At 47.8% G+C, this 23378-nt stretch carries 22 protein-coding genes and 1 pseudogene; 5 read left to right on the top strand and 18 right to left on the bottom strand.

The window, feature by feature from the left end:
• Positions 1 to 143: 143 nt before the first annotated feature.
• Both GE278_20365 and GE278_20360 read left to right on the top strand, forming a co-directional pair.
• A complete protein-coding gene (locus GE278_20365; GenBank protein QLK62961.1) occupies positions 144 to 815 on the top strand; it encodes a hypothetical protein in 672 nt (223 codons plus the stop codon).
• Between the two features lie 20 nt (positions 816 to 835).
• Positions 836 to 1162 carry a hypothetical protein gene (locus tag GE278_20360; protein ID QLK62960.1) on the top strand — a complete coding sequence of 109 codons (327 nt, stop codon included), beginning with the start codon at positions 836 to 838 and terminating at the stop codon, positions 1160 to 1162.
• Between the two features lie 24 nt (positions 1163 to 1186).
• On the opposite strand, the gene GE278_20355 is transcribed toward GE278_20360, so the two are convergent.
• The 5 genes from GE278_20355 to GE278_20335 all read right to left on the bottom strand — a co-directional run bounded on the left by GE278_20355 (position 1187) and on the right by GE278_20335 (position 5168).
• Entirely contained in the window at positions 1187 to 2104 is a 918-nt protein-coding gene (locus tag GE278_20355) for a LysR family transcriptional regulator (GenBank protein ID QLK62959.1), read from the bottom strand.
• A 452-nt stretch (positions 2105 to 2556) separates the two neighbouring features.
• Positions 2557 to 3165 (bottom strand): hypothetical protein, encoded by a 609-nt coding sequence (locus GE278_20350; GenBank protein ID QLK62958.1) that lies wholly within the window; start codon positions 3163 to 3165, stop codon positions 2557 to 2559.
• Between the two features lie 129 nt (positions 3166 to 3294).
• Positions 3295 to 3507, bottom strand: coding sequence for a hypothetical protein (locus GE278_20345; GenBank protein QLK62957.1), 213 nt, complete (start codon positions 3505 to 3507; stop codon positions 3295 to 3297).
• A 680-nt stretch (positions 3508 to 4187) separates the two neighbouring features.
• Positions 4188 to 4496 (bottom strand): hypothetical protein, encoded by a 309-nt coding sequence (locus GE278_20340; GenBank protein ID QLK62956.1) that lies wholly within the window; start codon positions 4494 to 4496, stop codon positions 4188 to 4190.
• Between the two features lie 33 nt (positions 4497 to 4529).
• Complete coding sequence (locus tag GE278_20335) at positions 4530 to 5168, bottom strand: hypothetical protein (GenBank protein ID QLK62955.1); 639 nt, start codon at positions 5166 to 5168, stop codon at positions 4530 to 4532.
• A 475-nt stretch (positions 5169 to 5643) separates the two neighbouring features.
• On the opposite strand from GE278_20335, the gene GE278_20330 reads away from it, so the two are divergent.
• The gene (locus GE278_20330) at positions 5644 to 6273 is read left to right on the top strand and encodes a hypothetical protein (GenBank protein ID QLK62954.1); all 630 of its coding nucleotides are present in this window, start codon (positions 5644 to 5646) and stop codon (positions 6271 to 6273) included.
• A gap of 144 nt (positions 6274 to 6417) precedes the next feature.
• Here GE278_20330 and GE278_20325 read toward each other — a convergent pair whose 3' ends face one another.
• From GE278_20325 to GE278_20300, 6 genes are all read right to left on the bottom strand, one after another.
• Complete coding sequence (locus tag GE278_20325) at positions 6418 to 6930, bottom strand: type 1 fimbrial protein (protein ID QLK62953.1); 513 nt, start codon at positions 6928 to 6930, stop codon at positions 6418 to 6420.
• 22 nt (positions 6931 to 6952) lie between these two features.
• On the bottom strand, positions 6953 to 7471 hold the full coding sequence (locus GE278_20320) for a type 1 fimbrial protein (protein ID QLK62952.1): 519 nt from the start codon (positions 7469 to 7471) through the stop codon (positions 6953 to 6955).
• Between the two features lie 66 nt (positions 7472 to 7537).
• Positions 7538 to 8491, bottom strand: a complete 954-nt coding sequence (locus GE278_20315; protein ID QLK62951.1) for a fimbrial protein — start codon at positions 8489 to 8491, stop codon at positions 7538 to 7540.
• 9 nt (positions 8492 to 8500) lie between these two features.
• On the bottom strand, positions 8501 to 11068 hold the full coding sequence (locus GE278_20310) for a fimbria/pilus outer membrane usher protein (protein ID QLK62950.1): 2568 nt from the start codon (positions 11066 to 11068) through the stop codon (positions 8501 to 8503).
• A 66-nt stretch (positions 11069 to 11134) separates the two neighbouring features.
• Entirely contained in the window at positions 11135 to 11812 is a 678-nt protein-coding gene (locus tag GE278_20305) for a fimbria/pilus periplasmic chaperone (protein ID QLK62949.1), read from the bottom strand.
• A gap of 88 nt (positions 11813 to 11900) precedes the next feature.
• Complete coding sequence (locus GE278_20300) at positions 11901 to 12428, bottom strand: fimbrial protein (GenBank protein QLK62948.1); 528 nt, start codon at positions 12426 to 12428, stop codon at positions 11901 to 11903.
• Between the two features lie 394 nt (positions 12429 to 12822).
• Here GE278_20300 and hha point away from each other — a divergent pair, with 394 nt between their 5' ends.
• On the top strand, positions 12823 to 13029 hold the full coding sequence (gene hha, locus GE278_20295; protein QLK62947.1) for a hemolysin expression modulator Hha: 207 nt from the start codon (positions 12823 to 12825) through the stop codon (positions 13027 to 13029).
• A 110-nt stretch (positions 13030 to 13139) separates the two neighbouring features.
• The gene (locus tag GE278_20290) at positions 13140 to 13421 is read left to right on the top strand and encodes a hypothetical protein (GenBank protein QLK62946.1); all 282 of its coding nucleotides are present in this window, start codon (positions 13140 to 13142) and stop codon (positions 13419 to 13421) included.
• Between the two features lie 106 nt (positions 13422 to 13527).
• Here GE278_20290 and GE278_20285 read toward each other — a convergent pair.
• The 7 genes and pseudogenes from GE278_20285 to GE278_20255 form a co-directional block, all read right to left on the bottom strand.
• Positions 13528 to 14120, bottom strand: a pseudogene (locus GE278_20285) (L-sorbosone dehydrogenase).
• Between the two features lie 137 nt (positions 14121 to 14257).
• Complete coding sequence (locus GE278_20280; protein QLK62945.1) at positions 14258 to 14944, bottom strand: hypothetical protein; 687 nt, start codon at positions 14942 to 14944, stop codon at positions 14258 to 14260.
• Positions 14945 to 14978: 34 nt separating this feature from the next.
• The gene (locus tag GE278_20275; GenBank protein ID QLK62944.1) at positions 14979 to 18005 is read right to left on the bottom strand and encodes an autotransporter outer membrane beta-barrel domain-containing protein; all 3027 of its coding nucleotides are present in this window, start codon (positions 18003 to 18005) and stop codon (positions 14979 to 14981) included.
• Between the two features lie 442 nt (positions 18006 to 18447).
• On the bottom strand, positions 18448 to 19158 hold the full coding sequence (locus GE278_20270; GenBank protein ID QLK62943.1) for a DUF1120 domain-containing protein: 711 nt from the start codon (positions 19156 to 19158) through the stop codon (positions 18448 to 18450).
• 56 nt (positions 19159 to 19214) lie between these two features.
• Positions 19215 to 19892, bottom strand: a complete 678-nt coding sequence (locus GE278_20265) for a DUF1120 domain-containing protein (protein QLK62942.1) — start codon at positions 19890 to 19892, stop codon at positions 19215 to 19217.
• A gap of 113 nt (positions 19893 to 20005) precedes the next feature.
• Positions 20006 to 20629: a hypothetical protein gene (locus GE278_20260; protein QLK62941.1), complete on the bottom strand. Its 624-nt coding sequence runs from the start codon at positions 20627 to 20629 to the stop codon at positions 20006 to 20008.
• A 38-nt stretch (positions 20630 to 20667) separates the two neighbouring features.
• Positions 20668 to 23355 (bottom strand): fimbrial biogenesis usher protein, encoded by a 2688-nt coding sequence (locus tag GE278_20255; GenBank protein ID QLK62940.1) that lies wholly within the window; start codon positions 23353 to 23355, stop codon positions 20668 to 20670.
• Positions 23356 to 23378: the final 23 nt, after the last annotated feature.

The following is a 23378-nucleotide window of genomic DNA, read 5'->3' as shown; positions in this document are numbered from 1 at the left end:
CATTATAGGTTCAATCAAAGGCGCTACGCCCACTAGGAATATCCCTGCATAAAGAGTGATATTCCTACTTACAGACCATTCCTGATAGCGTATTTTCTCTATGCGGATAAAAAGTGTGGGTATTACCTGGTGCAGGAAGCTTTATGCCACAGTTTAAAAAGGTACAGGTTAATTTCTACGTCATCACCGAAAACCGGTCATTGCTTACCGGAATAAATGGAATGGTGGAGAACGTTTTTTCCAGACAGGATAAACGCCATAAATATAATGTTTATCAGATAGCCGATCCAGCGAAGCTGGTGATTGCCATGTTACGCAATGGAAACTGTTCAATTGCAATTTTTGATTCGGAGAGCTATTTGTTTTATGAGTTAATGCTTGCGGTGGAAACAATTAAAAATACAAATGTAGCTTTTAAATCCTTATTGTTGTGCAGCCCGCAGGAAAAGAAGAAATTCCACGGTTTTTATCGCAGCCTATTTGACATAAATATGGATAAGAAAGCCAATACTTATCACATCGAAACGGGGCTTAGCCTGATGCTGAAAACCATGTTGGATGAACATGAGTACGGGGAACAACCGGCAGAACTAATGCCGTCGGTTTATACGCCATTTTTGAAGCTGACTAGCCAGGAAGCTATTGTGCTCAATGATATTTTTCGCGGAAAAAATACTCATGAGATTGCTAGGAAGTTATTTATCAGTGAAAAGACGGTGCATGCTCACCGGCAGCGTATTTACCTGAAATTTAATGTGCACTCCCTGAGCGAGCTTTATTTTTATATCAGAAACAGCACGCTTATTAGTGTGTAACCCCTCAGAGGTCTCACGCCATGATGACTTTTCTCACCAATGCGGCTATGTGCCGCATTATTTTGTTAGCTGCAGAGCAAGGGAAAATAATGAAAACCCTTAAAAATGAAGATGAATACCGCCGCTGGATCATTGAAGACCATTTCCTAATCCCGATGGACCAAATAGACGGCAATAAAATGCTGCAGATCTATGAGCGGGACATTTCACCTACCCTCAATCTCCTGCGGCCACGAGAATTTCCCTGCCTGGCGTACTGTGAAAGTACCAATAGGGTGACCAATAATCAGGAAATCAAATACATTTATCAGGGTGAGTTCGAGAGTATTATTGCCTCCCTGTCCTGAAATAAGGCAGCCTATGATTTCCGGTCACAGGCCGTCCAGCGACAAGGCGAGTGCTAAAACCGACTGAATAACAGGATCCTCACGAGAGGCATACAGGGTATGAACAAACATCGGATACGTTAAGTTTTCCAAAAACTCTGTCTCCAGTACTTTGATGTCAAACATTTCCTCAACAAAATTTTCAAGACAGGTCGGGATTATGCTGAAAAAATCTGAGCGGGCCACTAACGTCAGCATTGTTAGCAAAGATGTGAAACGCAGCGGTTTCTCAAGCAAATGGGCGCCTTCAAAATTCAGCAAATCTTTATAGGCGTTTATCGATTCAGACTTACGCACCCAGGTGATCATGGATTCTTTTAGCAGGCTATCAAGTGTGGCGGGGCCATTAAGGCGGGGATGCTGACGTCGGCAGGCCACTTTGAACCCCTTTAAAGTGAAGGGGTGCTGGGCAATGGCTCTATCAGCAGGCAATGCACTGCCAATATCAAGATGTACCTGCCGGAGACGTAATTGATCGACCCTTGTATCTTCGTTAGCCGAGCCTTCGTTAAACTCAAAGACATTTCCTGCTGAAGAAAATGTTTCAGACCGGGATAATTCCCAGGCTATCCATCCCTCAAATATGCTGGATGTTCGGATGCGGATATATTGACTAGGCTTTCCTGTCGTGTCGGTGAATACTGAGACGGGTTCAATAATGTGCAGCGCCGGTGAAAAATGTTTATGTAATCCTACTGCGAGTAGAGTGGGTTGCATACCATTTCTGACGCGTATCATTATCGGGTCAGAATAATGAGCGCGCAGCTTATTCAAAGCATAGCTGACGGAGGAAACGCCCATCTCAAGACGTCTGGCCGTTTCAGTCACATTATTGGTTTCCACGAGCATACATAATATGCGCAGAAGATTGAGATCTAACTTATAGGCCATGGTCGCATTCATTCGGTGATAAACCTTAAGTGTAGTATCTGCCGTGCCTGCTCACTCAAACATTTTCCGCTTAAGTCCTGATGCCTCAAGGACGCACACGAAATAATCACGGCATTGCGCATTTTATCTCTTTTCCCAATATGGGGAAGTGACGCAGATCTTGACGTGATGACACTAATTTAAGCATTTAGATATATCGATACTTCAACTATTTACGAGGGGGAGGTGGGCCGCCTACGCCGGAGGGTGCGATCTGTATTACGCACTTAAGCCGATTCTTTTTAAGAATGGCAATTAAAGGGCTCTCCTGTCTCGAGTATTTTGCGACTTCAACATATGGGCACTTTGGCATGATCTACTAGTCGCTGGAGATTATCTGGGCGATGTTGCCTAGTATGCCCTCCGGGGAACTATGCGTTAAAAGGATAGAAGGCAACTCAACCGGGACGATGTGCGCGGAAAAATCAGAGGAGGAACAAATTGTTTTTTTTCCGCAGGGAAGAAGCTTGGTCTTTATGTAGCTGCATCTGCAGGATTTTGCCGTAAATAACGATCGCTCTTGAATTGAGCTCATAGAGACCCAATTTTTTCAACGCAAGGTGCTTATAGCGGCTGACCGCTTTAACGGAGAGCCGCATGGCGGCTGAAATTGCGGCGCCGTTTTTTTCCTTCAATAGTTCGCCGAGTACGTCCCGTTCACGCCTTGTCAGCGTAGAAAAGGATCCGCTATAGGGCTGTAATAATGCTGTAACGAGCGCGCGTATAAGTGATGCGCAGTCGATGTTTTTGGACACAATACCTTGGTTCCACAGCAGTTCGGGCTGGGCAGACCGCAAGATATTCATCACAAAAATAACCGGTACCTGGGCATGGAGGGCAAGGTTTAAGATTTTGTCCATCATGGCTGAATAACTGAAGGTAACAATAATCACATCAGAACGGCCAAGGAGTTCTGTATCGCAGAAATCTTGCCATTTGGCGGAACAAATGGCTTGGGCCCTAAAACCTTTTTCACTCAGTAGTGCGGCCACTCCTTGACCAAAATAATAGTCATCTGAAAAGATATGCAGCATGGTTAATCCCTTATTTATGCGGACTGGTAAGCTTTTAACAGTGAACTTGGCATGTAGAGCGTGTCGAAGCGGCCATGATGTCTTAGAGGAGATCAATGATATTGCAAGGAGACATCTCGGTGGCAATGGTTAGCGCAGGCCGTGGCCCATATGCCTGCTTATGATCCAGCCAACTGAACGGATGAGGAAATACACGGCCATCGAAACGGCAACGGGAATGGCTGTCATCCAAAGTTCAGGTTCGACGCTGATCAGCAGGACGGCGGCACTGCAAACAAAGAAATCAAATACGGCATGCGAAACCGCAATTCGGTGACAAATGGTGTGGATTTTAGCGTGCATATATTCCTGCTATCAGAGAAAAGCATCTGGGGCGCAGAGGTGTAACCTCGCAGGTTTCTTTCATCTATACATAAGAGGTGGGCGCCTAACCGTTTTTTAACGACAGTAACCATAATAACGACAAGGGAATTGAATGTAGTTGGGATTTTGCCTCTTTTTGTGGGGATAATCAGCGGGATTACGGCTCTTTATTAGTCGCTCATAATCAACCTTTTTAAGCTGCTCAATGATGCTGCTTTACTTAGAAATATTCTTTCTTAACAGGCGAATTGTCTTTTAAGAATAGAGGATGAGGGGGCAGAAACTTTTAATCCTTCTTGTGAGAATTACAGGAACTGCCTTCTTATTGGATATACACTTCTGCGTATAATCATGTGAGTAGCTGATTACGTCTGGATGCCAGTGCGTTCAGACTTCCCCCTCGTGTTACTTAAGCAAGGCTTATACAAATTGCTTGAGATTTGTATTTCCTGTGACGATTACATTCCTTTTCATAAACGCCATTTACTGCTGATTTATGTCCAACAGAGGATAGAATATGCCCACCAGTACCGCGAGCGAGCGGGGGATTTTTGAGAATGCATGCAGATGCACGTCGTGAAAACTCACCCGCCTCGACTGCGAAATAAAAGTGTCGGCCGGCTAAACGATCTTAGGGGATAGGCTTGTCTTAATGCAAATCAAACAACCATAAATTTTTGCGGTAAGGTTGAAAAATAAAATATCGCGCTTACTTTCCAGGTAATATCGTTATTTGCGATAAGTACAGGTGAATGACTATGATGGAGATGGATCAAGGATAATAGATCCAAATATTCACCATCAGGTATAACAAAGAAAATATCAGATGCCGAACTTAATTTGTAAATTTCGATATTCGTTTCATCTTTAGGATCAAGCTGTATGCACTCTCTTTCCAGGTAAAAATAGAGCAGGTGCTTTAAGCCCATAAACATGTACTGATTTTGTGTCAAAATGTATAATTTCATCCTGTCCCTTAGCTAAAACTACTATTCCCTTACCTAAAATTTTTTAGGCAAATACAATATATTAATAAGCAGGCCATTTTTAATCGTAATATAGCCTCCTTCCCTCAGCGTGGAGAGGGTTTTCATTATGCCGCTTCGTGAAAGCTTGCTTCGCTCCTGAATATATTCTAATGCTGTGGTGGTGGCTCTTATCTCAAAGCTTTCATTCTCCAGCGAAGTAAGCATATTGCAAATCAACTCATAGTTGCTTATCCCGGCATTTTCTTTTTGATAATCACAAAACCGGGTGGCGGAGAGCAATAAAAAATAACAAAAGTTCTTCCACTGATGATGTTGATCGGTGTATTCCAATAATTCTTCGATGCTTACCAACCTGAATTCAATATCGCTGTTTGCAATAACCTGTATCTCAGATTTCTCATGATACAAATCATACAACCCTACCATGTTCGGTGCTTTGATCGTCGATAACACCAGGGAATCTTTAATTCTGCGAATAATACATGTGCCCTGGTATAATATCAGGCACATTTTTATATCGTTTTGCTGCAATGTAAAACGTTGCCCCATCCGACCCTTTTTTACGGGACAAATCTCCTTGATGAAATTGAAAATACCTTCAACTTCCTGAGGATGTGAATTATGGTACAATGTTTTTGTATAATCATACATATATTCTACCCCGAGTTATGACGACAAACTAATTTTATTTAAAGCCTGCGTACTTCAGAAGCGTCATCTTCAGTGAAATAGCAAGCACCAACCCCATGGTTTATGGGATATAATTGTATTTAAAATAAAGTTTCATTAAAGTGCTGTTACATGTTTCTTAAAACAAACCTCGTTTAAATCACAGACATTATGCTCTAACAAATTTCCTCCTTCAATAAATTCCCATGCCAGTTATATACCTGACATCCAAAATTGGATCCTGAAATTAAATTTGTATTTTAGGTGCAGAATACACTTTTTATAGCGTCATCCCTGATGATGGACGGAAGACTGTCATTGTGTGACATGCGTGCTTCAGGTACCGGTGCACACAGATAAGGAGTAGGAAAACAACAATAATTATGTTGCCATGACCTTCGGCAACGCGAATTAAACTATACTTATCATCAGCGTTTAGAGAAATGAGGGAATTCCTTTGGATAATCATAAAAATGCTGAAAAGCCTGTTGAACACATTCAGGCAATTATCGCTGCACTGCAACCCGCATTCCCTTTGCTTAAAGCACGCAATGGTGACCGGTTTAATCTCAATATCAACGGTCAGAGAATGTGTTTTCTGCTTGCTGAAGGAAAGTGTGGCCTTAACCGTGGGAGTGATGAGCTGACGTTTACTGACTTTAATGCGCCGGGGATCATGGGGCTAAGCGATTTCTGGCATGATGATAATTCACTGACAGTGCGTGCGATTGGCCCTATCAGGTACATTCTTGCACCTGTCGATGCTGTGCTGCATACGGTGGGCGAAAATCATCTGTGGGAAAGTACCACACTCTTTCTGATGTATATGGCTACACGGTATCAGCAATATTTGCAGCAAAATACGTCTGTGCCGACTTATACCCTTGTTTGTAACTATCTCCGTGGTTTAATCGAGGAAGATTTTGAAGTGCGCGCGGCTACAACCGCGGAAAGATATATTAAAGAGAGAACGAATTTGTCAAGGAGCGTGATTATGAAAATGTTAGCTCAGCTTAATAAAGGTGGCTACATTATTGTAAAAAGAGGTTTGCTGATAAAAATTAATCATCTCCCTGAAAAATTTTAAAATGTGCTCTTTTGAATTTATCAGGAACTGCGCTCGCCAGCATGATGTTTTCGCTAAAAGTCCCTTCTGATATCTTTGCGGATAAGGCTGACCAGATAAAAGGGATGCTATAGTTTTTCGTTCTATAGCATCCATTGTGACACATTAATTGTAGGTAAAACCCATCTGCACAATGCTGCTGAATGTCCCGCTGGAAGTATTACCATTGACGCTGTATAGCCTGGCAACAAAATTGTAAACGACAGAATGTTTCGCATCGACCATAACAGTCACGCTGCTGCCATTTGCTATCACCACCGTTTTATCATTATCCAGCGCGATTTGTGCGGCAATATTTTTGGCTGTTTCACTATTACCGTACAGATCGGGGCCGTCAGAATAAGGTGTTCCTGTTAAGGTGACCTTCGCACTATGAGTTGTCGACGGGCAATTAATCAGTTTCACGGTAAAAGGAGCCCATTCGGACGCCGAGCCAGCCTCTTTTAAATCCGTGCTACGGAGTTGCCCAAAATCGACCACCTGATTTACCGACGTATTATCAACCTGGCAGGCGCTGGCAACAACGGTGCCCCCCATATTCAGATCCATGGCCTGAACGTCTAAGCTCCATATTCCGGCTATAACGATTAACACTGTATGTTTCATCCATTGACGCATTCAGGCCTCCCACATTGTGGTCTTAGTTATAAGTGAAGTTCGCCTGAATCACTGACACGATGGTGCCTGGCATCACGCTACCGGTCGCGGTTACAGCGCGTGCGCTCAGGTTATAGGTCACCGTTTTATCCGCTGCGACATCTTTAGTCAGCGTACCGTTGTTGCTGAGAACCGTGCCGCCGCTGGAGAGTTCCACCGCCAGCGGGGTCGCGGTACCGGTATTTTTAAACATGGTCGTCTGATCGGCGTCCGCGGTACCGGTAAAGGTTACGATAACCTTCTTGGTGCCCGAAGGGCAGGAGGCCATGGTCAGGTCAAACGCAACAGGAGTCGTTGCAGCTCCGGCAGTGGCCAGATCAGCAGCCTGAATCGTTTGCCCTAAGTCGACGTCATAGCTGGTTTTGCTGTTGTTCACCACACAAGGTGATGCGACGACATTGCCGGTCACGTTAATATTGACAGGCTCAGCTTGCGCTACAGACATACCGGAAGCGGCGATCATCAACGCGATGGCTGAAGCTTTGAATAAATTTTTCATCATATTTCCTATATTGCTTGGTTACTTAATAAATAATTGAATATGTTATCCATTTTAAGAATGGAATTATTACTGATAGGTTACTTCAAGTGTTGCCGTTGCATTAGCTGAACCTGTAGTTACCGTACTTTTAGTTTGGAAATATTGTGCAGTAAATGGCAAGGCTTCTTGCCCCCCATTAGACGTTATTAGGACAATATTTTTATTTAGATCTAATGGTGCATTGTTATAAATTATCTGGATACCAACGCCTTTAGCCACCCCAGTACCGCCTGCGTTTGATAATTGTAAAACGCCCGCCGCAGATGTGTCCGTGTTTGCAACTCCCGTTAGTTTTACATTGACTTTGGCCCCAGTTTTGCAATCAAGCCCAAGATCAAAACTTTTTGGTTTCGCGGTTGAGTTAACCGATGTCAGGTCAGCTTCTAATACATCATCAAGAGTTATATTGATATTTTTATTCGTGATTGAGCATTCAGCCGAATTGATTGTCCCGCCCGAAATATTGACAGTGTATGAGTTAATCGTAGGGGTTTCGTTAAAATAGACCACTCCAACTGGACCTGGGGTTAACTCCCCTGAACTAACAGGTCCAATAGCAATTAGTTCAACTGTCGAACCTGATGTATTAGTAAATGTCGCACCGCCTCCTTGCGACGTTCCTGTCGGTGGTGCATTAAAATATGCATATGTACCATATAACTTTGAGCGGATACCAATGCCAGGAATATTCGTCAGGTACACATCTTTTAGACTGCTTTTTGTTGCAGCCCCATATACCATTTTAGTAAATACAGTACCCGATGAAAGACAATTCCCGAATGTGAGCCCACCTACAGCTACAGATTTTGTTGAAGCAATAACAGTTCCAACTGGTGTATCTTTTTGTACGATGTAACTTCCAAAAGTTGCCGACTCAGCTACTGGATTTTGTGAAGTACATGCGGATACATTATACACACATCCAAAGATTAGCCAAAAAAATAGGATTATCAAAGTGACGCTATTTATTTTTTTCATCATACATTCCACTTAGTTACAGTGTGTAATCATATTTTTAATATTGGAATTATCTGTTGGGAGTATTCCAATATTATAATCAAGCTTACATTGTTGCATCGAGTCATTACCCCACTTTACAAGCAATGTGCCACTATTATTCAGTCCAGTTAGATAAACCTGTCCATCGTCACCAACAATAAAGGCTTGCGACTCTTTTTGTGACAGGTCACTGACTGTCGCACCAAATGGCACTGGAGCCCCTCCCTGACGTAGTAGAGTCATTAATACTCTATGGCCGACGTTGGCATTAAAGTTTGCCCGAACCACTGCACCACGCGTAGGTATCACCGTCTGACTCGTCAGAGTTAAATCGACATCGTCCGGCAGTGTTTCAGTATTCAGCTGTACCGAGTTTTTGCGGTATGGCGACGTATACGGCACGATGGCATAACCACGCCAGTCGGTTTTCACGCCGGTCTGGTTACTGACACCTACATTGCCCGCACCGGGTGCTTTCACGAGTGCCATGGTTTCTCCCAATGGCTGACCTAGCGTCATGCCATTTTCATGAATCAGTACACCGCCTTGCAGCCCGTAATTCAGGCGCTGGCTGTCTTTATCATAGGAATAGCCGCCGTTCACTTCGCCGTAGGTACCGCGATAATCTGCGTTCAGGTTGCCGCCGTTGCCTACCCCTTTGCTGCCATAACTTTCCTGTACGTTCCAGCTCAGATTATTATCTTCCAGCGAAGTACCATTCAGGCCCACGTTTTGCGTCGTATTGCCTTTCTGACTGGAACTCAGGCTATAGCTGCTGTAGGTATTGCTCATCCAGCGTGACAGCGGAATACTGATGTTGAAGGCGAACACCTGGTCACGGTCGTAAATCCGTCCACTGCTTCCGCCACTGCTGGCGTTATTGTTGCCGTTTTGCGCCGTGGAGTTTTCGTTATAGCTGTAGTTCAGACCATAGCTGATACCCTGCCATGAATTGTTGTATCCCAACGTCACAGAGCGCATGTTACGGCCACTGTTCCAGTAATCTTCATTGATCAGGCTGACAGAGACCGTACCGGCGTTTTCCCACAGGTTCTGGTTCATGGACAATTCGGTGCGGTTTTTCTGCCGCTCTAACAACGGGTTATCCTGACCGCTGCGATAAGAATCCATGACATCCTGCATGCTGTAATAGCCAGAGGTAGAGTAACGATACCCGGCGATGGTCACGTTGGTGCCCGTTTGCAAAATATCCTTGCTGTAACGCGCACGCATGGACTGACCGCTGCGTTTATCCTGATCCTTGACGGTTGACAGGGCCTGAGTGATATCAACGGAAATAGCACCATAGTCACCCAGGTTTTTACCCATGCCCAACGCCACAGACTGGTAATGACTGGCTGCCTGGCTGCCGCCATACATCGTAAAACCGTGCGACAGACCGTAAATCGCCGTTCCCTGCACAAAAGGGGTCTTATCAACGCTGCTGTCGTATGAACGGTACTTACCGCCCGTCACCGAGTACTTTAAACGGCCTTCACGCTGCAGAACGGGTAATGAAGCGAAGGGGACAACCATAGTCTGTTCACTGCCGTCTGCTTCTTTGATGGTGACGAATAAGTCACCGCTGCCGCCGGTCGGATACATATCGGTAATTTCGAAAGCACCCGGCGCCACAAAGCTCTGATAAATCACGTAACCGTTCTGACGGATAATGACCTGAGCGTTGCTTCTCGCTATCCCGCGCACCACCGGTGCATAGCCTTTCTGGCTATCAGGGATCATGTCGTCATCAGAGGCTAACTGAGCGCCGCGAAAAGGCACGCTATCAAACACGTCTGCTGGTGAACTTGAATCCCCAACTAACATCTGACTTTTAAGAGAAATAATATTGCGCTGAGCGTAGGTATAAACGGTATCCCACTGTGACTGACTGTCGGAACTGCGGCTGTAAGTAGAATAGTTACGCAGGCGCCACGGCCCTATGTTGATCCCCGGCCGCAGATTCACATACTGACTGTCGTTATCCTGTGCATTAGTGGTACGCGCATAATTATTCGCTCCCGTGATGCTGTAATTAAGCATCATGGCGGTAATACCATTGTCCCACATTTCAGGGGCAACGTACCCGCGGGCCGTCTGGGATACCGCAGCCTGGGGAATACTGATCAACAACTGCTGCTGGCCGAAACGGTATTCAGCATGTGCCATAGGAATGGCGCTCAGCGACGCACATTCTGCGTCACCCAGGTCAGGAAACAGTTCCGTCTTTACGCCCATAGCCGCCAGCGATTTCGCACTCAGACAGGGCTGCAAGGTTTCTTTGCCATCACCACCAGCGACAAGTTTGAAGACCACATCTCGAGTATCTGCCTGTTCATTATTGATAAAAATATCAACGTGATAGGTGCCAGGAGCCTGACCTCCCTGACTTTCATATATAGAGAGATCCGTCGCACCTTGTTGCGGATTATCTATTTGCAATAATTCAGGATTAAAATAGTCCCCGGCAAAGGTATTAAACGATATTGTTCCCAAAGCTAAAGAAATTAATAAAACCAGTCTATTTATTTTTGCTGCCTTATAATTTTGAAGACTCATTTTTCAATCCAATATCAAATGTTAAAACCTGCGGATTATCCTGATGTTAAAGCGGGAATGTCATTTTTATAGTGAAACAGTGTGCTCCGGTCCGATGCCGCCGTAATCACTGATGATTTTCCATTGAACATTATTGCCTGATGCTCCTGCCGGAATTGCAAAGCTTGCACTGCTCATTGGTGCAACATAGGTCGCATCATTAACTTCGGTATTGCCGAGTTTTACCTGCAGGAAATTCATATAAAACGGCGTAGGGTTCGTTACTTTTATCTCTTTCCCTGTGACCTGCCACTTCAAGCTTTGTGCCATCTCTTCAGGGACACCTTTAATACCTTGCGGGCGATAAATAAGTTTAATTCGCGTTTTTACTGCTACCTGTAAGGTATTCCGATCCTGTTGTTTAACTGAGGAAGGGATGGATTTGATGTTAAGCCAATACAGTGTTTCCTGACTTTCTGACAAATTCCCTCCCGTACGTACCAGGCGCAGTACATTATCCTGCCCGCCATCCAGACGAAATAATGGAGGCGTGATCATGAAGGGGGCTTTCTCAGCTCCACCACCCGTAGTTTCAATCCAAGACTGGATTAAATATGGAACTTTGTCCGGGTTGTTGACGCTCAGTGAAGACTCCTTCTTCGCTCCGTTATAAATAAGACGGGTTCCGCCCACGAGAACACCAGCATGGGCAACACCTGCGGAAAAAAGCAAAGCGGCCGTTAACAGGGTTGGTATTAATTTCATTTTTAATTCCACGAAAGAGTGAGTTGTTTAAACCGGTGCATTTACTGCACCGGTTTATGGTTTAACACGTTAAATAACGTGGCAAATCTTAGTTGTAGTTCACGGTGAAGCTTGCTACTGCGTTTGCAGGACCTGCAGTTACAGTGCTGGCAGTAGAGATGTAACGTGCTACGAAGTTCAGGCTGTTTTCAGCAGTTTCTACCAGCGGGTAAGACGCTGATGCGGTATACAGTGGCAGAACTTTATCGCTGGAATCAGTAATCTGAACGCCAACACCTGTAGCAACGCCAGTTTCCTGGGTCAGAGCCAATACGCTGTTGTCACCGTTTGCAGCAGTACCATCAAACTTCACAGAAGCTTTAGTGACGGTTGCAGGGCAGTTAGTCAGCTTCAAAGTGAACTTGGTTGGCGCTGCAGTATCACCGGTCGCTGCAAAAGATGACTTAGGAACCTGGCCCAAAGTCACATCCAGCGGAGCTGCCGGGGTATTGGCTACTGAGCAAGCGGAATCAATGATTTCACCTTTAAAATTAACCTGACCATCAGCAGCAAAAGCAGACGCTGCAGACAGTACGGATAAAGACGCGAGAGCAGCAACAATAAGATTCTTTTTCATGATATATTCCTTTGTGATTAATTTTGCCAGTGACCAAATAGTTTGGTACTACCATGCAATATGGTATTCCCCGGCGTTTCCTAAATAACGGTTAGATTTTATTAAATTACAGCAAGAAGACAGGTATAAATGAATCCAACTATTGTTAACAGAAGCCAGCAAGTTTGCTCTCTACGTATTAACCGTTTTTTTCAATACTCTTACTTAACTGTTGGACGCATTATCCATAGGTATCCCCCACCCATCAATCGTTTATTCGACTATAAATGAACCGATAGTACAAAATTGGATCGCGGTGTTTTTTTTACTCATTAACACCAATAGCAGGAAAAGTATTAAAGGTTTAATATACGCTTCTCTTAAACTGACACTTTATTAAAGCGAGGTGCTTAAAATGAATAAACTCGATTGGCTGTTAAAGCTCAGGAAATGCCAAAGTATTGATACATTGGAAAAAATAATTGAGTATCACAAGTATAATGAAACCGGGGCTTCGCAGGATGAGGCTTTTTATTCTGCTGTTGACCACCGGTTAGCCGAACTGACTGTAGGGAGAAATTTCGATAAAGTCCCGGCCAGTGTATGGTCACTGGTGAAATGATCGCCACGCATTCGGAACTCCTGCGTAATATTATCTAATTTTTTTAATCTCAACATTACATAAAGGTCTCTTTTTAAAGAGAATCATACAATTTATAAAAGGCACATCTGATGAAACTTCTAAAGAATGAATACGAGTACAGAACGTGGTTTATAAACGAATACCTTTCTCTGGATAAGGAGTCCGACCCTGCTATTCTCTCTCCAGATGAAATTGAAACTGACCTACAGGCTGAAATGCCGGAAGTATTTCCATGCATGGTACTTCTCACACCAAGTAAAAGTCTGTACGCCTCAGGAACTATTCAATATTATTATCGCCGGGATATCATCAGTATTGGAGAGGGTCTGGGCATTATCGTAAATACATCGGCTAACCAGCTGAGTTTATGATGTACTTGTCAAAACAGCATCTCACTAACTCTGGGAATGCTATGCTGAAAGGCACTCTTTTAATCACGGAATGCAGGCATCCTGACCGCATTCCGTGACTGCATTTTTACCGGGCTTGACTCACCCTCCAGACCACGTTGCCCGCATCATCTGCAATCAGCACACCCCCTGCTTATCCATAGCAAGCCCGACAGGCAGACCGCGAACCTGTTTCTGATCGTCCGTCAGGAAACCCGTTATCACGGGTAGCGGCAGTCCCACCGATTTACCGTTCTCAAATTTTACCTACATCACCTGATAACCGTTGAGCGGTTTACGGTTCCAGCTGCCATGCTCGCTGACAAACGCACCGTCGCGATATTGCGGCATATTCTCACCGGTATAGAACAGCAATCCGAGCGGCGCGACGTGTGAGCTTATCGCGTAATCGGGCTTGATCGCTTTCTCTACCATATCCGGGCGCGGCGGTTTAACCCGTTTATCCACGTGCTGACCGTAATATCTGTAAGGCCAGCCGTAGAAACCGTGTTCCTGTACCGATGTCATGTAATCAGGCACCAGATCAGATCCAATTTCATCGCGCTCATTCACCACCGCCAAGAGTTTTCCACTCTGCGGTTCCCATTGCAGGCCGGTCGGATTGCGCAATCCGCTGGCATAAATCCGGTTGGCACCGGTCGCGGCATCCACTTCCAGTATCGCCGCACGCCGGTCTTCAGCGCCGATGCCATTCTCGGTGATTCTTGTGTCTGGTATGTGGCATTTGAAAGTATGTCAACGACACGCCTTATATCCCTGCCCTTCAAGGGTAGGGATATAAGGCGTGTTGTAGTGGTCTACATAAACTGTGGCCAGTTTTTGTTGACCACTACAGATATATCCGTCGGTATTACTGACGGGATAAGGTCTTTTTTGAACAAATTAATAATATTCATCAATAGTATATCATTCACTCCCTCAAGCCCCATTTTCCTTGATCCACTCATTTTATGTGAACTGATCGTCTTCTGGGAGATATTCAACTTCTTCGATATTTGCTTAGGATTCATTCCCAAAGAAAATGCATTAAGCACTGAGAGCTGACTTGTGGTGAGTTCAGTCCGAAAATTGTTTACCCACGTTTCATCAATGGAGTTCAAAAAGCTAGTTTGGATGCGTTTTGTACAGACAACACGTTTGGGAAACCGGAATACTTTAAAGTCTGGCCTGATGTTAAGAAATACGAAGACCTCTAGTGTTAAGTGAGTGACTTCCTTTAACACTACTTTCGTCACACTCAAATCGCTCATTGCCAGATAAAGGGTGTCCTGCGATAAATAAGTGAAGCTTCCAATATCTTCCGCGTCAATGCGGGTAACAACGCAATTTCTTAATTTCAGCAAACTCACAATGCCCAGTGCAAAATAGCTGTCATCTGTCAGTAAATAGACCATGTTAATTATCTTCCCTCGGTAAAAATAGTCAGTAGGTATAAGGATTCGCACAGGAATATTTAGCCAGACATGAAACCGTACTGCCGTCATGCACTGGCTAAATATATCGTTTCAAAGGCACATATCAGAAGGTGACTTTCACGCCCAGGTTGCCGCTATACCCTTCCTGTGCACCATCAAATGCCCGCATATAGCGTGTATCCAGATAGACAGCAGAATCTTCACCCAGGCTTGCACTGATACCAGCACCGGCCTGCCACTGACCGGAACTGAAATCAGCGCTGACCGGCTGACTGGCGACTGAAACGGTCAGTGAACTCCCCATATCGGTTAGGGCATCCAGAGTGGCATATGGAGTCCACAAAGTGTTTTCACGGTAGAGACGTAAACCGGTTCTGACCTGGGCATGCGTTCCCGATGCTCCTGATACCTGACTGATAGCGTCGCTGAATCCATCAAGATTGAGATACTGAAGTTTCATCTGCAACTGAGGTTCGATTCTCCAGTCGGCATACGCCGCAAAGGGTTTACCCCCTTCAGCGGATGACGCGATGCCGAAGCCATGCTGGGTGGCATCCACCAGACTCTGGTAATTGGTGTGATACCACGTCGCCTGACTGACGATGTCCACATAGCTCCCATCACGACTTTCCTGCGTGTAGTAGCCCCCAAGGCTATAGGCCACGGTATCTATTGAACCGGTGTTGACAGACAACACAGGGTTCACGGCTCTTGCAGCGTCACGGGAGTCCGTTTTCATATTGCCAATGGTGATTAACCAGCCCGCCCGATGGTGTTTGTCCTCGATTCTGTTTTCCCACAAATCAGTCCCAAACTGAGCAAACCATGTATCGGTATCGTAACTAAAACGGCCAGCATCGGCGTTCAGGTGCTGCGCACTGATGCGTCCCCATGTACCATTTTTATGATTCACGTTACCGCCGGTACGCTGGTGGTAAGTGCCCAGCGCATCGAAAGCATAACGCTGAATCAGCCACGGCGCGGCAGCATAGCCCGGTACTTCGGCGCGCCACGGGGTATCGCCATCAGCTGGGGTTGGCGCAGGTGTCGGGTCAGGATCAGGCGTAGGATCTGGATCAGGTGTCGGGTCCGGGTCTGGTGTTGGATCCGGATCAGGTGGCAGGTAAGAAGAACGCAGATACCAGTCGTTAGCATCCTGCGTCCCACCCTGTTGCAACTGATATTCATAAGCACCGGCTGCAACACGGCCTGTCAGACTGAAACTTCCCTGTGACGTGCCGTCGATGTTCACCACCTCGATACCGTCGCCCGTCGTGAGAGCACCGGTGCCGCCTGCGTTATTCACCGTTAAACGATAATCGCCGGTAGCATCGCCTTTGACATCGATTTTATCGGTTGGTGAATTATCATCACCGAGTTGGGTATTGATAACAAAAAGCCCACCTCCGGTCAGATTGTTATTCACCGTCAGGGTGGAGAATCCGGTATTTTGCGGACGGAAATTAACGGTGCCATTAAGGTTGAGCGCTGAAATCGAAGAGCTGGCGGTCATATCCCACAGGCTGGTATCGTCGATATCCAGATCGTTGGCCATGAGGGATGCGCCGGTCCACTGCGAAGCATTGCTGAGGTTGATATCCACCGTTGATATACCGCCGTCCGTCAGAATGTCACCGGTCAGCGTTGAACCGCCGTCGGCGTTCAGCGTAATCGTTGAATTCACGACATCGGTGCCGGCCATCCCGCTGCGTACGGTCGCCAGTTGCCCGTTGCCACCGCTAAACGATGCACCGTCGGACAGGTTAACCATCAGATTCGCACCCGTCGCATACAGCCCCTGATTTTGTACGCTTGAAAGCTGGCTGTTTCGCAGGTTAACGGTGATTTGTGGATTTGCGCCACCTGCGCCCATCGCATACAAGGCCACGCTGCCAGCGCCCTGAGCCTCAACGTTCGAGTCAGTCAGCGATAAATCGCTGTCGCTGTAGACCAGCAGGGCGTGTGAACCTTCGCCAGTGGTTGTGGCGGTAAGATCCGTCGCCGTGATATGCGAGCTGGCATAGTTCACCACGCCATAACCCCGCGCACCGGTGGTTTCTGCTGTTGCTTTATGCAGAGTCACAGACCCGCCGCGCGCTGCACTTATTGCACCCGCATCAGAACCTGATGTACTCAGCGTCATGTCGAAGGCGGTTAACGTGCCTTCGGAATACAACGCGTTCGATGCATTGCCGTTAACAGTAATGCTGCTGTCCGCCAGGTTCATCACGCCGCGGTTATTCACACCGTGAGAAGTGTTGCCATTAGTGATCACCGTAATGCCGCTGGCATCAAGGGTGCTGTTGACTGAGGAGGTGGAAAGGGTGGTGAAGTAGTCACCGGACGAAGCGTAATCACCGCCGTTCAGGGTGATATGGCTGTTGTTGTTGGCGTTAATGAGCGTATCGTTGGCGCCGGTGGCCTCAACGTGGCTGTCGGTGAGCGTAATAGTGGCCGTTTTTGAGGCATCACCCTGAGCATAAATTACGCTCTGTGCCCCCCCGGATGTCTGTTTTACAGAGAAGTGAGTGAAGTTTGCATCCGCGCTGTTTACGGTCAGAGCGCTGTAGCCTTCTGTGAGTTCCAGATCCACATCGCTCAGTGAGACAACGGCGTGGTCTGCCACGGAGAAACCGGTAGCATCGGAACCCGACCCCCTTAGAGTCAGCCCGTTGCCGGTGATTTCAGAGCCGCTGCCGCTGACCGATACCATGGCTTTGCCCGTACCCGCGCTCGTCAGCGTGGTGTTTTCAAGGTTAATACGACCGCCGTTTAATACCTGAAAAGCCACGCTGTTTCCGGTGGTAACAGTACCGCCGAGGAACTGAATGTTGCCGCCATCGGCAGCATACAGCCCTGCGGAATTCATGCCGTCGGTCAGGATATCTGTGTCGGTGAGGGTGGCAAGACTGTCGGCATCCCGGACGCTGACGCCAGTTTTATTGTCGCCTTGCGTTTCAATCAGGGCTTCGGAAAGGGTGACTTCGCCGCCTTTTGTGATGACAACCTGACCCTGAGCGCGGGCAGTTTCAGCGCAGGTAAAAATACTGCTGAATATCAGGCTGGCGAGTAATGATTTACGACAAGAGGGACGAGAAAGTGTAGGGCGAGATATTGGATCGGTTATCATAATGAAATTCCTTATCCATAAAATGATTGGGGAGTCAGTGATTATTAAGTATGAATTGTTTTATTAATTTCTCTTCACATGCTTGTGGAGGTGATATTACAAAGTAATGAATGTGTTATGTAAATCAGATCAGTTATGACAGGTTAGATTTCCTGTCGTATTCTCTTTTAATTAGCGCAGGTTTCGCTTTCAGGTTAAAGCTAAACACGGTCGCTTCTGCTGGCGCGGTGCTGCCGGTGGCGGCAAACGTCAGCTACTACATGCACTCACTCCGTGTTTGTTAAATATATACTGAACATTACTCAATGTACTGTTCAATATTCACTTTGTGAGTGCATTAATTTAGATTAAAGATTGTAATTCCCAATTAAGGAAATAGCTATTTTAATATATATGAATCGGCTAAAAATACAGCCATCTCGCCATTCTGAATATATTAAAATTAAAGATAATTCAGGTTAAGAGTTGCATTGCCATCAATGGATGTAACATCGGTAATATTCAATCCATTATCAATTGCAAATGATATTTTCATTGGGATCGTCAGGTCAGAGAAAGCCGTCGGTTCAAGGGCGTCAGGCCCAGCCAAAGAAAAAAAGCGTATTTCAGGATTCGAGCGTGTTGCAAGTGCAGTTCCGGAAAGGATCCAGTCTTCACTAGACGTTTTCTGAATCAACCTTAAACCAGCTGCTGTTGTCATTTGGGTATAATCAAATGCTAAAGCATATCCACCAATTCTTTTAGATTGAGCAGTCAGGCCTACACCGAAAACATTATTATTGTTCGTTGCATCATATGGCGTAATAGCTGAATCCAAAATTACTACCGAGTAGCTGTTGGTATTAAATCTGTTCTCAATCATTTGCCATGTAAGCAAAGTTGGCGAACCACATGTAATATTCATGGTGATATATTTATGTGGCATTTGAGTATCTTCGGTTGCTGAAAGTTGATCAGTGATCACATTTCCATAATCAGCTATCCCGTTATTACTCAGCGTCGGCGTACACGCCCCCATTTTCACCGTACCTTTAATCTGTACATTTGCAGTTGGGGCAGCCACTGCATTTGAAGCCGCCGCCATCAGGCAGGCCAGCGCGGTTAATTTGAAGATGTTTTTCATTGTTTTGTTTTCCATTTTAATGTTTTCCATTTCGTCTTTTAACGTGTCGAAAATTCAGGGCGTCCGTCAGGGCGCCCTTATCCTGCTTACAGGTATTCGAAGTTAATGGTGGCGTTACCGTCCAGGTTCGCCGTATCGGTGATACCGCCCAGTGCTGAACTCAGCGCCGGGGTGGCTTTCAGGTCAAAGGTAAACACGGTGGCTTCTGTCGGGTCAGTGGTGCCCGTTGACGCGAAGGTCAGATACTGCTGCGCGGTGTTGTTGTTCGCAAAGCTGTCCAGCGTCATTTTGCTCCACGCGGTTTTGTCGGAGCTCATCAGCAGGTCGCCCGCAGTGCCGTCACCCTGAATTGCAGAGATGCTCAGACCGTACGAACCGATGTTGATGTCACCTGCTTTACCCAGACCGAACACGGTACCGGCAGCGGTCGGCTCATCGGAGTGTACCGGTACGGAGTCCGCACGGTTGTCGACAAAGCTCATGGCCACTTTGGTTGCTGAGGTACAGGTCACGGTGGCCTGAACGGATTTACCCGCCAGTGCCAGGGTGCCGGTAGATGGCAGCTGGTCAACGGAGGTTTCGCCGAAGTCGATGATGCCGCTGTTACCCAGCACTGGCGTACAAGCGCCCGGTGTGATGGTACCGGTGATGCGCAGGGTCGCGCTCGGGCCAGCCATCGCAGAGTTAGTCGCTGCCAGCAGGCAGGCCAGGGTGGTCATTTTCAGTACTGATTTGATATTGCTTTCCATTTTGTAAAACTCCATTGGTTACACGTGTAAAAAATAAATTGTTGGGTAGCGGACGCCCTGATAACGGGATCTTCCGTCGGGACGCTGCCGTTCGCTTTCATCATTGCTAAAGGCTTCACTGCTTTTCTTTAATTTACCGGCAGCAGCTCGATATTGAGTTGCTGCTCCTGCACCGCGGCGTCCTGCACCACAAACGCCGACTCCAGCAGGTAAGGCGTGACGGTCACCGTCGCGTTCAGGGTCGTTCCCTTCACGCTGCTGTTCGCGCCCACGGTGATTTCATCGTCGGCACTCAGGACCTGGGTATCCGCGATGACCGGGCCGATAATCACGCCCTTATGTTTGGTTTTCGCCAGCTGTACGGCATTGCCGTCCAGCAGGGCGGAACCGAGCGACACGCTGACCTTGCCTTTCGGACCAAAGGCAAAGTTGCCGTCTGAAAGGCTGCTGCCGGTGAAACGTAAATCCATTCTTTCCGCCTGCGGACAGGTGATGGTCAGGTTACTGCTGCGGACACTTAACGTGGCCGCATTACCCTGCGCGGTGCTGACAAAGCTCTGCCGGCTTTTGAGCAACTCGCCGTAATCGTGCGCGGCGGGCGAGAGCGTCACCGTGCAGTTACTGATGTCCGCCCTGGCCCCTTCACTGACCAGCATTGTGCTGGTCAGTGTCAGCAGCATCAGGACGGCATAACCCGCGTCACCGTGAAGTCGCGGCATTCTTTTCTTAAAAGCATTCATGATCTTTCGCATGGGTTTCTCTCCGGTGAGCAGTAACGGGTGCCGTGCCCTTATTCGGCCTGGCAGGTTGCGCCCACGTTTTCATAAAATTCATTTAAATCAGGCTCTTCCGCGAGCGAGAATTTGAGCTTGCATTTGTGCCCGGCGTCATCGGTCTGTGCGTACAGGTCGCCCGCGTTGGCGGCGTCGGTAACAAACACCACACCGTCTTCCACCGCAGTGGTGACGTACTGGTGTTCACTGTCGAAAATCACGGCGCCTTTCTGCACCGGTTTGCCGTCCGGCATGATCAGTTTGAGCATGGCGCGTCGCACGGTCAGTACGCCAAACTGCAATTTGCTCACCGAGCCGTGCCCGGCCGTCAGGGATTTCATGCCGTTATTCACGTCAACGTTCTTCGGCAAGGTTTCGGTATTCACCATGACGTTCGAGTTTTTATACGGGTTCAGCGCCGGTATCACCGCCTGACCCCATTTGTCCGTCCACACCGTGCCCTGCGGCGTACTGATTTCTACCCCGGCGACGTGGTCGCCAAGCGATGCAATACCAAATGTGTCCTGCACCGCGTAAGGCGAGAAGGTCACCCCGCCGCTGTGAGCCACAATCGCGCCGTCAAGCGTCGCCGACGTGTTGCGGCTCTTATCGGAATTGCCGCCGGCATTCACGCTTAAACGGGTGTAATGCAGGTTGGCATTCAGCCCGCCGTTCACGCTGTTCTGGCTGCCCGGATTAGTGTTTTCCGCCGATACGGTGTAACCCAGATCGGGGGTAATACTGCCCGCCGTCTGCACGCCGTAGCTGGTGTCCTGACCGTCGTTACGCGCATAGGTATTCACGCTTTGCGTACCAAACGGAATGCTGACGTTGACGTAAAAGGTGTCGCCGCGGTCATCATTGTCATAGCGGTAATCATTGCGGTTATTGCTGCTGGCATTACCGGTGCGCCGGTCATTGCTGTTGTCGATTTCGTGCTGCCAGTTGACGCTGACTGACGCGTATTTAAAGGTCCTGCCCCAGGACGCTGTGACGCGTTTTGACGGGCTGTCCTCGCCGTAGCTGACGGAGCGCGAATACCCCAGTGAGAAACTGCCCGCCAGGTCGTTTGACCAGCCGGTTGAGAACGACAGGTCATTTTTGGTGTGGCTGGTGTTGTCATCATTGGTAAAGGTGTCCTGCAGATCCCGGTAACCCAGGCTGTTCTGTGACCCCGATACGCCGAAACTCAGCTTATAAGGCGCGGCATAATTCGCCGACAGCGTGATCTGCTCACCTTTATTGTTGTTGCGCTTGTCCGCTGCACTCAGCACTTTGGCGCTGAGCATCAGGTCGGTCACCGGCGTAATATCGATCCCCCCGGCCACGGCCTGATATTTATTGGCACCTAACAACCCGCCGGTCACATTCAGATATTTTGTGGCCTGCCAGCCATTGGAAACCGTCGCCAGCCACGGGTCTTCAAAATCCGCATCCACGTCGCGCACTTTACCCACCGCCATCGATAATCCCTGCGGCCGCCCGAGCGACGTGCCGGACAGGCTGGCCGCGGAGACGGTAAAGTGACTCGATGAGCCTGACGTTTCGGTGACCGTCACATCCAGATCTGTGTTGGCACTGATGACCGGCACGTTGTCGAGGGTAAACGGCCCGACGGGCACCAGCGTCGAATAGATCAGGGCGCCGGATTGTCTGATGTCCACGCGCGCCTGCGGGGTTTGCGCAATACCGGTGACGGTAATGCCGCTACCGCCGCTGTCATCCAGTGCCGTTTCCGGGATAAGCTGCGCGCCGTTAATCGCACTGCCTGAAAACAGGGTGCTGCTGACGTTAATCTGGCCGACCTGGGCAATCTTTTTAATGCCGGTGAACGTATGCTGCGCATAGGTGTAAAGCGCATCGCGGTTCATTTTCCCGTCCGTTTCGCTGACCATCTGTTTACTGCGCAGCAACCAGTCGGACACGTTGAATCCGGCCTCAAACATGCCTTGTTTGTAACTGGTAGTGCCGCCTTCAAAGCTGTTCTTACTGGAAAACAGCGAGTAGTTCAGCATCGCCGCCGTACCGCCGGTGTTGTAGTTACCGGCCTGCATCGAAAGAGGTTGCAGCGCCTCCGGTGGCGTCACCAGTTCAATTCTGTCCTCGGTCGGAAACAGGCTAAATACCGTGCCGGGGAAAGCGTTGGCGTAGTCATAACAGACCGTCGTGTCCTGTTTGGATGGAGCTACGTCAGGCAGAACAATGTCAGCATCCGCCGGGCGCGCAGCCTGTGCTTTCTGCTCCGGCTCTGCGTTCTCTGCAGGAAGAGGGGCGCCCGCCACCTCTTTGGGAATTTTCAATCCGGCTGCCTGCAAAAAGGTGCGGTCAACGCAGGGTTGCCCCTGGTTGTCGAACGTCACCGGAATACTGCCTTTCGGGTTGCCGTTAAGCGAAAAGCCCACGACTTTGGTGCCCGGCGCAAAACGCGCCGAACGGGCAAAATATTTCGCAACCGAGGGATCCACACCGCGTGAACGCAATGTTTCCAGATCAAAGTTCAGGGCAAGGTCGGTGCCGCCATCCGTAGGTGCAATTGCTGCCGTATCGACTGGTGCAGGGCTGGCGGTAATACCGGCGACCGCCTCTGCCGCGCGCGCATCTCCCGTGCTCACGCCCATGATGCTGAGCATCATCAGCCCTGAAACATATTTCTTATCCATTACGGCTACAACCTGCTGTCTGAAAGTGAAAGGGCAGCGCCTCATCCTGAGGCATTACATATCGGAAG

The sequence above is a fragment of the Enterobacteriaceae bacterium Kacie_13 genome, assembly GCA_013457415.1.
Classification (GTDB): domain Bacteria; phylum Pseudomonadota; class Gammaproteobacteria; order Enterobacterales; family Enterobacteriaceae; genus Rahnella.
This window is presented reverse-complemented; position numbering and strand designations above follow the sequence as displayed.

Bases quoted from the DNA above. Each gene is read 5' to 3' on its own strand.
- GE278_20335 (QLK62955.1), bottom strand. From the start codon at position 5,168: ATGTATGATTATACAAAAACATTGTACCATAATTCACATCCTCAGGAA.
- GE278_20270 (QLK62943.1), bottom strand. From the start codon at position 19,158: ATGGAAAACATTAAAATGGAAAACAAAACAATGAAAAACATCTTCAAA.
- GE278_20290 (QLK62946.1), top strand. From the start codon at position 13,140: ATGAAACTTCTAAAGAATGAATACGAGTACAGAACGTGGTTTATAAAC.
- GE278_20310 (QLK62950.1), bottom strand. From the start codon at position 11,068: ATGAGTCTTCAAAATTATAAGGCAGCAAAAATAAATAGACTGGTTTTA.
- GE278_20320 (QLK62952.1), bottom strand. From the start codon at position 7,471: ATGATGAAAAATTTATTCAAAGCTTCAGCCATCGCGTTGATGATCGCC.
- GE278_20345 (QLK62957.1), bottom strand. From the start codon at position 3,507: ATGCACGCTAAAATCCACACCATTTGTCACCGAATTGCGGTTTCGCAT.
- GE278_20260 (QLK62941.1), bottom strand. From the start codon at position 20,629: ATGCGAAAGATCATGAATGCTTTTAAGAAAAGAATGCCGCGACTTCAC.
- GE278_20255 (QLK62940.1), bottom strand. From the start codon at position 23,355: ATGAGGCGCTGCCCTTTCACTTTCAGACAGCAGGTTGTAGCCGTAATG.
- GE278_20280 (QLK62945.1), bottom strand. From the start codon at position 14,944: ATGACGGCAGTACGGTTTCATGTCTGGCTAAATATTCCTGTGCGAATC.
- GE278_20325 (QLK62953.1), bottom strand. From the start codon at position 6,930: ATGCGTCAATGGATGAAACATACAGTGTTAATCGTTATAGCCGGAATA.
- GE278_20275 (QLK62944.1), bottom strand. From the start codon at position 18,005: ATGATAACCGATCCAATATCTCGCCCTACACTTTCTCGTCCCTCTTGT.
- GE278_20350 (QLK62958.1), bottom strand. From the start codon at position 3,165: ATGCTGCATATCTTTTCAGATGACTATTATTTTGGTCAAGGAGTGGCC.
- GE278_20360 (QLK62960.1), top strand. From the start codon at position 836: ATGATGACTTTTCTCACCAATGCGGCTATGTGCCGCATTATTTTGTTA.
- GE278_20315 (QLK62951.1), bottom strand. From the start codon at position 8,491: ATGATGAAAAAAATAAATAGCGTCACTTTGATAATCCTATTTTTTTGG.
- hha (QLK62947.1), top strand. From the start codon at position 12,823: ATGAATAAACTCGATTGGCTGTTAAAGCTCAGGAAATGCCAAAGTATT.
- GE278_20305 (QLK62949.1), bottom strand. From the start codon at position 11,812: ATGAAATTAATACCAACCCTGTTAACGGCCGCTTTGCTTTTTTCCGCA.
- GE278_20365 (QLK62961.1), top strand. From the start codon at position 144: ATGCCACAGTTTAAAAAGGTACAGGTTAATTTCTACGTCATCACCGAA.
- GE278_20355 (QLK62959.1), bottom strand. From the start codon at position 2,104: ATGAATGCGACCATGGCCTATAAGTTAGATCTCAATCTTCTGCGCATA.
- GE278_20340 (QLK62956.1), bottom strand. From the start codon at position 4,496: ATGAAATTATACATTTTGACACAAAATCAGTACATGTTTATGGGCTTA.
- GE278_20265 (QLK62942.1), bottom strand. From the start codon at position 19,892: ATGGAGTTTTACAAAATGGAAAGCAATATCAAATCAGTACTGAAAATG.
- GE278_20300 (QLK62948.1), bottom strand. From the start codon at position 12,428: ATGAAAAAGAATCTTATTGTTGCTGCTCTCGCGTCTTTATCCGTACTG.